Raw genomic sequence first — 8,331 nt, 5'->3', positions numbered from 1 at the left:
CAAAGGAATATTTGATTTACGAAGTACGATATACGATTTTAGAGTTCTGATTTTAGATTTGGAGATTGTTGATTGATACGACTTCTCCGAAGTCGAAATGGTATTTACTATATTGTTTACAGCTATTGGACCTCTCCGAGGTCCAGATTTAGCATTTTATAATTTATAACGCAAAGTTGCGCAAAGGAATATTTGATTTACGAAGTACGATATACGATTTTAGAGTTCTGATTTTAGATTTGGAGATTGTTGATTGATACGACTTCTCCGAAGTCGGAATGGTTTTTACTATTTTTTACAGCTATTGGACCTCTCTGAGGTCCAGATTTAAATTTAGAATTTGCTATCTGTATTTTTTTGGCATACGGGACAATTCTTAAAGGTTAGGGAGGAATGTTTATAGATTCTATTTGACCAAAAAACATGTGAGGTTTTTTTATTATATACGAGTCAATGCTTCTGAAATATGGCTAAACGCTTCTTGTTGTGGCGAGTATATTTAATTTAGTTACAAAGCTATGTGGTTGAGTATGTTTGCGTGAGGGATTACCTACGGTGCATACTTTGTAAGTGCAGTGAATATCCTTTTTTCCGTTGGCTGAGGCTCTCGAAGTTAATGGGAAAAGATAGGAACGGAAAGCCCGACGCCATCGCGAAGTGCAACGGAGTGATGGGCTCACGCCCTTTTTAATTTACGATATACGATTTTAGATTTAGGATGTGGGAGTTTTATTTTTTTCTAAATAAAACAGACTATAAGAACAATCTAAATTCTTAAATCTGAAATCTAAAATCTGAAATCTAAAATCTGAAATGAAGATTAAGATTCTGGTGCTAGTTCTACGACCAATCCTTCTAGATCTTCGGTGATGTTGATTTGGCAACCCAAACGGCTATTTTCTTTGACATTGAATGCTTCGGAAAGCATTGCTTCTTCGTCGTCTTGCATTTCGGGTAATTCGACATTTTCCGAAATGACGTAGCATTGACAAGAAGCGCACATGGCCATTCCACCGCAAATCCCGATGGTGCCTTCAGGTGCCAATTCGTAGCCGCGAACGACTTCCATCACGTTCATTGCCATATCGGTTGGTGCTTGAACTTCGTGCGAAACTCCTTCTCTATCTATGATGGTAATGTTTACGTCTGGCATTTTATCTGAATTATGGATGCAAAATTAGGATGAAAAATCTTTAGAATGGATTTATTTAACCGCTTTGATTACTCCTTTCATCGCAATCCAGTGACCTGGAAATGTACAGATGTAGGTGTATTCTCCTTCTTCTTTTAAGGTGAATTTGATGGTTTCCGATTCGCCTGGACCCAATAATTTGGTTTGGGCAATGATGTCGGTGATGTACAAATCGGATATATAATTGGTTGCTTTCGCTTTGGCGGAAGCTGTTGCAAACGTTTTGACGTCGGCATCTTTTTCCAAAACAACGACATTGTGTCCCATCGTTTCGATTGGCAAAACTCCGGCATTGGTAAATTTCAAAGTGACTTCCTCGCCCGCTTTTACGGTGAACTCAGATTTGTCAAATTTCATATCGTCGGTTCCTTTCAATTCGATTTGATTGGAAATTTCATTGATTACTTGTTGTTCAACTTCTTGCGAAACGGTTTCCTTTTGTGTTTCTTTCCCACAGGAAATCAATCCTACAGCTACGGAAAGAACGATGATTAAATTTCTCATAATGAATTCTTTTCCATAAAAATAACGCTTAAAATCGACTTATGCAATGACGATTCTCAGCGTTCTCAATTTAAAATAGCGTACAATTATGTGTTTTTCAAATGTATCATTTTTAAAAAACTAGTTGAACATTTAATTCAATAATATCTTCAATCACTCTGTCTCCTAAATCTGGGAAAAAAGATTTTGATCCGTATTTGATACCGTATTGAGTTCGATCGATTTTAATTTCGGCGCTAGCTGAATTGTCTTTTAAGTGCATATCGAATTTGATTTCATTGGTTACGCCCTTGATGGTCATTTCTCCGACTACAGAAACATTACCTTTCCCGTTATCCTTGACTTTGTTTAACACCAATTTTGCGGTTGGGTGCGCTTCAACTCCAAAAAAATCATCTGATTTTAAATGGTCATCAAGCATTTTCTTCAATTCGCCTTCTAGATCGGTAGTTGAAATAGTGGACATATTAACCGTAAATTTCCCACTAACCAGTTTGCCTTTTTCGAAAATCAAATCACCTTCGTGAAATTTCAAATCACCTTCGTGTTGGCCAATCAGTTTTTTTCCGAGCCAATGAATGTTGCTTTTTTCAACGTTGATGGATTTTGTTTGTGCATGAATTCCACTAAATGCAAATACTAAAATTGCAAAAAGTAGTGTACTAATTGTTTTCATTTTGAGAGAGTTTTTTTAATTCTCTTGCAAGATAAAACAATTCAAAAAATACGCAACTATGGAATATCTAAATACTTATGCGTTTGAACGGATACATTCCATTTCGGATTAGCTTTGACATATTCCACCATACTCGGAGTCATCGATTCTCTTTTGCTCCACTCCACTTGAAGGTATAATTTACAATCGATTGAAACTTGAGCAGCGTGTTCTTCAGCAAATCGGTAATCATCATTATTGAATACAATACATTTTAATTCCGAAGCTTTTGCCAAAACATCTTTTTGTACTTCTGCGCGTTTTTTAGGCGATAAGGTAATCCAATCCAATTGTCCACTTAAGGAATAAGCGCCTGAAGTTTCGATATGAATGGTTGCTCCAAACTCTTTTAATTTCGAAGTGAAAAAATTTAAATTCCACATCAAAGGTTCACCTCCGGTAATGACAATGGTTTTGGAAATAGCGGAAATTTCTTGCGCTAAAGCATTCATATCCATTAAAGGATGCGCTTCTGCGTCCCAACTATCCTTGACATCGCACCAATGACAACCGACATCACATCCGCCTAAACGGACGAAATAAGCGGCTTTTCCAGCGTGTGCACCTTCTCCTTGAAGGGTATAAAAATGTTCCATCACAGGAAGAAATTTTCCTTCATTCAATAAAGCAGATTGTTCTTCTGAAAGGGAACTGATTGGAATCATCGCATATTGTTTTTGTACGCCAATAAGGTGTTTTTCAACAACATTGCTCGGGTCATCGGACCAACTCCACCTGGAACTGGTGTAATCCAAGAAGCTTTTTCTTTAACGGAATCAAAATCAACGTCACCGACTAATTTGTATCCTTTTTCGGAATCGTCGTCAACACGAGTAATTCCCACGTCGATTACAACTGCACCTTCTTTGATCATTTCAGCTTTTAAGAATCCTGGAACTCCTAATGCCGTGATAACAATGTCAGCTGAATAGGTATAATACGCTAAATTTTCGGTGTTGCTATGGGTCAAAGTAACAGTTGAATTTCCTGGGAAATCTTTTCTACCCATCAAAATACTCATCGGACGACCTACGATGCGACTTCTTCCAATCACGACCGTATGTTTTCCACGAGTTGGGATGTTGTAACGTTCCAACATTTCCAAAATTCCAAAAGGAGTTGCTGGTAAGAACGTACTCATATCCAAGGCCATTTTTCCGAAGTTTGTCGGATGAAATCCATCCACATCTTTTTTCGGATCGATGGCTTCAATTACTTCTTCTTGGTCAATTTGACTTGGCAAAGGCAATTGAACGATGAAACCATCTAAGTCTTCTTGTTGGTTTAATTTTTCAATTACTTCCAATAATTCTGTTTGAGAAACGGTATTGGGAAGTTTCACCAAAGATGATTTGAATCCGACTTGCTCACAATCTTTGATTTTGTTGCTTACATACGTCTGACTTGCTCCGTCATTTCCGACTAAAACAGCTGCTAAATGAGGAGCTCTTTTGCCTTGACTTACAGCTTCTGCAACAGCATCTTTAATTTCTTGTTTGATTTCACGAGCGAGTTTGATTCCATCTAAGATTTGCATACCGAAAAATTTTGTGCAAAGGTACGAATCTTTAAAGTTTCAAGTTCAAAGTTTAAGGTTTAAAGTTTTTAATTTTCCCACATATTTATTCAAATTCTACCATTGATGCATTGTATTTTTGGGAAATGAAAAAAATCGCCATCATTGGAGGAGGCGCTGCCGGATTTTTTACCGCAGCCAATTTGGGAAAAGAACTGGGAAAACAAACCGTAATTTTTGAGCAATCTCCTGCACCCTTGCAGAAAGTTCGTGTTTCTGGTGGTGGTCGATGCAATGTAACACACGCTTGTTTTGACCCTAGAGAGTTGGTTGAATTTTATCCGCGTGGAAAAAAAGAATTGCTCAGCGTTTTCCACCAATTTCAACCGGGCGATACAATGGAATGGTTTGAATCGAGAAATGTCCCGTTGAAAGTTGAGGAAGATAACCGCATTTTTCCTGTTTCGGACAATTCGATGAGTATCATTGAAGCCTTGATGAAGGAAGTAGAGAAAAATCAAGTCGAAATTCGGCTTAGTGAAAATGTGCTGAAAATTGAGAAAAAAGAAAATCATTTTTTGGTGCATACGAAATCGGAAGTTCTTCCTTTTGAAAAAGTAATTTTCACTCCAGGAAGCAGTGTAAAGTCTATGGATATTCTTCGAAATTTAAGGCATAAAATCGTGAAACCCGTTCCTTCCTTATTTACATTTAACATCAAGGATGAGCGCTTGAAAGATTTGATGGGAATTAGTTTTGAATGGTCAGAAATTGCTATACCTCAATTCAAATTGGAAGCCGAAGGTCCTTTGCTAATCACGCATTGGGGATTAAGTGGTCCAGGAATTTTACGCCTTTCGGCTTGGGGTGCTTTGGAATTGAACAAAGCCAATTATGAATTTTCTATTCGAATAAATTTCATTCAACAAGACAAAGAATATTGTATCGATTTCTTGAACGAATTGAAATTAGAACACGCGAAAAAGTTGGTTCAAAACATCAATCCTTTTTCATTTCCGAAACGTTTTTGGCATCGATTATTAGAAGTTTGCAAAATCCCTGTTGATTTAACCTTTTCGCATTTGAACAAACAGCAAATCCAAGCCTTGGCAACGGAATTAACCGAAGGAATTTACCAAGTGAAAGGAAAAAGTACGTTCAAAGACGAATTTGTCACGGCCGGCGGAGTCGATTTAAAAGAAGTGGATTTCAAAACAATGGAAAGTAAGGTTTGTCCCAATCTTTTTTTGGCTGGAGAAATTTTAAACATTGATGCTATCACGGGTGGTTTTAATTTTCAGGCTTGTTGGAGCGAAGGACATATAATCGCAAAACACTTAGAATCAATCAATTAGCCGTTATACGATTATTTCTTCTATGCAAAAAAATATTTTACAAAAATTATTATGCACACATAATAATTATCATTTTTTTTTCTACTTTTGTTAACGATACATTAACAATTTTAAATTGAGAACATGAGAAGAGTTTATTTATTAGCGCTATTGCTAGGGCTAGGCTCATCGGCATTTGCAGGCGGTTACCGTGTGGCATTGCAAGGTGTGAGACAAGCCTCGATCGGTAATACAGGCGTTATGCATGCTAAAGATGCAAGTGTTGCATTTTTTAACCCCGCAGGTCTTGCTTTTGTAGAAGGAAAAGTAAGTATAGCTGCAGGTGGTTTTGGAATTATGAACAATGTGGCATGGCAAAATCCTAGTACATTAGAAAAAGCAGAAACCGATAGTCCACTTGGGACACCAATTTATTTTGCAGCATCTTACCGTCCAATTGACGAGGTAACGGTAGGGGTTAGCTTCTCGACACCTTTTGGAAGTACCGTTAAATGGCCAGAAGGATGGGCAGGTCAAGCAAACATCAACGAAATTAGTTTGAAATCTTATTTCATTCAACCAACAGTTGCATTCAAATTCAATGAATGGTTCAGTGCTGGGGTTGGATTTATTTATGCAATGGGATCTGTGAATTTACAAAGAACGATGAGCGTATCTGGAAACGACATTGGATTGGAAATTGACGATTCTGATGCACATGGTTTAGGATTCAATGTGGGTGCATACTTCCGTCCAAGCCAAAAATTAAACGTTGGTTTGTCATACCGCTCAAAAGTGGATATGAAGGCAAATTATGGTGAGGTAACTTGGTCAAATGTTCCATCTGGAATTTCTAACAATATGCCATTTACAACCAACCAATTTACAGCAATGTTGCCATTGGTTTCAGAATTTATGGCTGGTTTCTCTTACCAAGCAACACCAAAATTGATGTTAGCGGGTGAGGTTGCCGTTCATGGATGGGGTAAATACACCAATTTGGATATTGAATTAGAAAATACTGAAACAGGTGATTTATATGAATCCAAAGCGACGAAAAACTTCAAAGATCGTGCAGTATGGAAAGTAGGTGGTGAATACCAAGCAACTGATTTGTTAGCCGTTCGTTTAGGATACTATTTCGACGAATTCGTTTCTCCATCTGAGCATTGGTCTCCAGAAACTCCAGATACTTCTCGTCACGGATTTACAGCAGGTTTAGGTTTAAACTTTGGTGGATTTAACGTAGATGCATTTGGTCAATACACAATGGGTGTTGAAAGATACGTTCACAATGTGGAAACTGGTTTCCAAGGAGATGTAAACTTAAGTGCTCTTATGTTTGGATTAGGACTTTCGTATAACTTTAACTAATCAGAAAAATGAAAAAAAATATTTTTAATATAGCCCTTGCTAGTTCCTTGGTTGTTTTAGCAAGTTGTGAACCAGATTTCGATGAGCCGATTGAGGACATCGTAGTTACTTCTGGTGACGCAGATTTTACCAAATATGTTGCCTTAGGAAACTCCTTAACTTCTGGATTTACTGACAATGCCTTATTTGTAAGTGGGCAAGAAAATTCATATCCAAATATGTTGGCGAACCAAATGGCAATGGCTGGCGGAGGAGCTTTCGTACAACCTTTGATGCCAGATGATATTGGAGGATTTACCAATTTAGGTGTTGCTGGAAGATTGAATTTGGTCATCAACCCAGAAACAGGAGCTTTGGCGCCAGTTCCTACTCCTGCACAATCTCCTTTGACGATGGTTACTGGAGGTGTCAATAACATGGGAGTTCCAGGTGCTAAATCTTATCATTTATTAGCAAATGGATATGGTAATCCTGCAGGAATTGCAGCAGGTTTAGCAAATCCATATTTTGTACGTTTCGCATCTTCTCCAACAACATCCGTTTTGGCTGATGCAGCGGCTCAAGCGCCTACTTTCTTCTCTTTATGGATTGGAAACAATGATGTGTTGAGTTATGCTACAGGAGGTGGTGTAGGTGTTAACCAAATGGCAGCTAACAACGTTGATCCAACTACATATGGTGGTGCAGATATTTCCCACCCAATGGTTGTAGCGGGTGCTATTCAACAAATTTTGGAAACATTGACCAATACAGTTGGTGCAAAAGGTGTTATCGCGAATATCCCAAGTATTACTGATATTCCTTATTTCACAACTGTTCCTACTCAACCATTTTCAGTAAACAATGTTGGAGCTGACAACATTGCCATGTTGAATGGGTTCTACACACCAATAAATGCTGCTTTGGATATGATTGGCGCATCTGATAGAAAAATCGTTTTCAGTGCTGATGCAGCAAATGGAGCGGTTATTATCGATGAAACATTACCCAATGTTACACCTCAATTAGTAGCTGCTTTGGTTCAAATTGGGGTACCTCAACCACAAGCGATGTTATTGGGTTCAATTTATGGACAAACAAGACAATCCAATTCTAACGACTTGATGGTATTTACTTCTCAAACTATCTTGGGTAAACTAAATATGGAAAGAGTTGCAGAGTTAATGGCAATGGGTCTTTCTCAGGCAGAAGCTGGACAATTATCTTTAGATGGTTTAACCAATCCTTTGGCTGACAAATGGGTTTTAACAGCATCTGAGAAAAATGCAGTTATCGCTGCAACTGATGCGTACAATGCTGCTATTGCACAATTGGCTGCACAGTATGATTTAGCATTTGTTGATGCTCACAAAGCCATGAAAGATTTAAGTAGCGATTCTGGAATTACTTATTTCGGAAATACCTATACAACTACTTTCGTGAGTGGTGGCGCATTCTCATTGGATGGTGTTCACTTAACTGGAAGAGGTTATGCGGTTGTTGCCAACTATTTCATTGAAGCAATCAACCATAAATTTGGATCGACTTTACGTACGGTTAATCCAAATAATTTCCCTGGAGTAAAAATTCCTTAAGAAATAAAACATCAAATTATTGAAAACGAGGCTGTCTCAAAAGACAGTCTCTTTTTTATGCTTAATATTTTTTTTTTTGCTTCTTGGATATTAAAATTTCATTTTTCTAGCTTAAAAACTGA

Annotated in this window: 8 protein-coding genes; 3 read left to right on the top strand and 5 right to left on the bottom strand. The window is 37.8% G+C overall.

All coding sequences use genetic code 11. The features are described from left to right. Window positions 1-820 precede the first annotated feature (820 nt). From ABID46_RS13460 to folD, 5 genes are all read right to left on the bottom strand, one after another. On the bottom strand, window positions 821-1,153 hold the full coding sequence (locus ABID46_RS13460) for a 2Fe-2S iron-sulfur cluster-binding family protein (RefSeq protein ID WP_354510980.1): 333 nt from the start codon (window positions 1,151-1,153) through the stop codon (window positions 821-823). 51 nt (window positions 1,154-1,204) lie between these two features. Further along, complete coding sequence (locus ABID46_RS13455) at window positions 1,205-1,696, bottom strand: plastocyanin/azurin family copper-binding protein (protein ID WP_354510978.1); 492 nt, start codon at window positions 1,694-1,696, stop codon at window positions 1,205-1,207. A gap of 112 nt (window positions 1,697-1,808) precedes the next feature. Beyond that, window positions 1,809-2,372 (bottom strand): YceI family protein, encoded by a 564-nt coding sequence (locus ABID46_RS13450; RefSeq protein ID WP_354510976.1) that lies wholly within the window; start codon window positions 2,370-2,372, stop codon window positions 1,809-1,811. A gap of 56 nt (window positions 2,373-2,428) precedes the next feature. Further along, on the bottom strand, window positions 2,429-3,076 hold the full coding sequence (locus ABID46_RS13445; protein WP_354510974.1) for a 7-carboxy-7-deazaguanine synthase QueE: 648 nt from the start codon (window positions 3,074-3,076) through the stop codon (window positions 2,429-2,431). Further along, window positions 3,073-3,948 (bottom strand): bifunctional methylenetetrahydrofolate dehydrogenase/methenyltetrahydrofolate cyclohydrolase FolD, encoded by an 876-nt coding sequence (folD, locus tag ABID46_RS13440; RefSeq protein ID WP_354510972.1) that lies wholly within the window; start codon window positions 3,946-3,948, stop codon window positions 3,073-3,075. The genes ABID46_RS13445 and folD overlap by 4 nt, the downstream gene beginning before the upstream one ends. Window positions 3,949-4,073: 125 nt before the next feature. Here folD and ABID46_RS13435 point away from each other — a divergent pair, with 125 nt between their 5' ends. From ABID46_RS13435 to ABID46_RS13425, 3 genes are all read left to right on the top strand, one after another. After that, a complete protein-coding gene (locus tag ABID46_RS13435; RefSeq protein WP_354510970.1) occupies window positions 4,074-5,282 on the top strand; it encodes a BaiN/RdsA family NAD(P)/FAD-dependent oxidoreductase in 1,209 nt (402 codons plus the stop codon). A gap of 123 nt (window positions 5,283-5,405) precedes the next feature. Continuing rightward, window positions 5,406-6,635, top strand: coding sequence for an OmpP1/FadL family transporter (locus ABID46_RS13430; RefSeq protein WP_354510968.1), 1,230 nt, complete (start codon window positions 5,406-5,408; stop codon window positions 6,633-6,635). Between the two features lie 8 nt (window positions 6,636-6,643). Beyond that, window positions 6,644-8,209 carry an SGNH/GDSL hydrolase family protein gene (locus ABID46_RS13425; RefSeq protein ID WP_354510966.1) on the top strand — a complete coding sequence of 522 codons (1,566 nt, stop codon included), beginning with the start codon at window positions 6,644-6,646 and terminating at the stop codon, window positions 8,207-8,209. Window positions 8,210-8,331: the final 122 nt, after the last annotated feature.

This window comes from Moheibacter stercoris (assembly GCF_040545805.1).
GTDB classification, from domain to species: Bacteria; Bacteroidota; Bacteroidia; order Flavobacteriales; family Weeksellaceae; genus Moheibacter; species Moheibacter stercoris.
This window is presented reverse-complemented; position numbering and strand designations above follow the sequence as displayed.

What these genes read in the sequence shown, in the direction of transcription:
- ABID46_RS13460 (WP_354510980.1), bottom strand. Translation starts at nt 1,153, where the DNA reads ATGCCAGACGTAAACATTACCATCATAGATAGAGAAGGAGTTTCGCAC.
- ABID46_RS13455 (WP_354510978.1), bottom strand. Translation starts at nt 1,696, where the DNA reads ATGAGAAATTTAATCATCGTTCTTTCCGTAGCTGTAGGATTGATTTCC.
- ABID46_RS13450 (WP_354510976.1), bottom strand. Translation starts at nt 2,372, where the DNA reads ATGAAAACAATTAGTACACTACTTTTTGCAATTTTAGTATTTGCATTT.
- ABID46_RS13445 (WP_354510974.1), bottom strand. Translation starts at nt 3,076, where the DNA reads ATGATTCCAATCAGTTCCCTTTCAGAAGAACAATCTGCTTTATTGAAT.
- folD (WP_354510972.1), bottom strand. Translation starts at nt 3,948, where the DNA reads ATGCAAATCTTAGATGGAATCAAACTCGCTCGTGAAATCAAACAAGAA.
- ABID46_RS13435 (WP_354510970.1), top strand. Translation starts at nt 4,074, where the DNA reads ATGAAAAAAATCGCCATCATTGGAGGAGGCGCTGCCGGATTTTTTACC.
- ABID46_RS13430 (WP_354510968.1), top strand. Translation starts at nt 5,406, where the DNA reads ATGAGAAGAGTTTATTTATTAGCGCTATTGCTAGGGCTAGGCTCATCG.
- ABID46_RS13425 (WP_354510966.1), top strand. Translation starts at nt 6,644, where the DNA reads ATGAAAAAAAATATTTTTAATATAGCCCTTGCTAGTTCCTTGGTTGTT.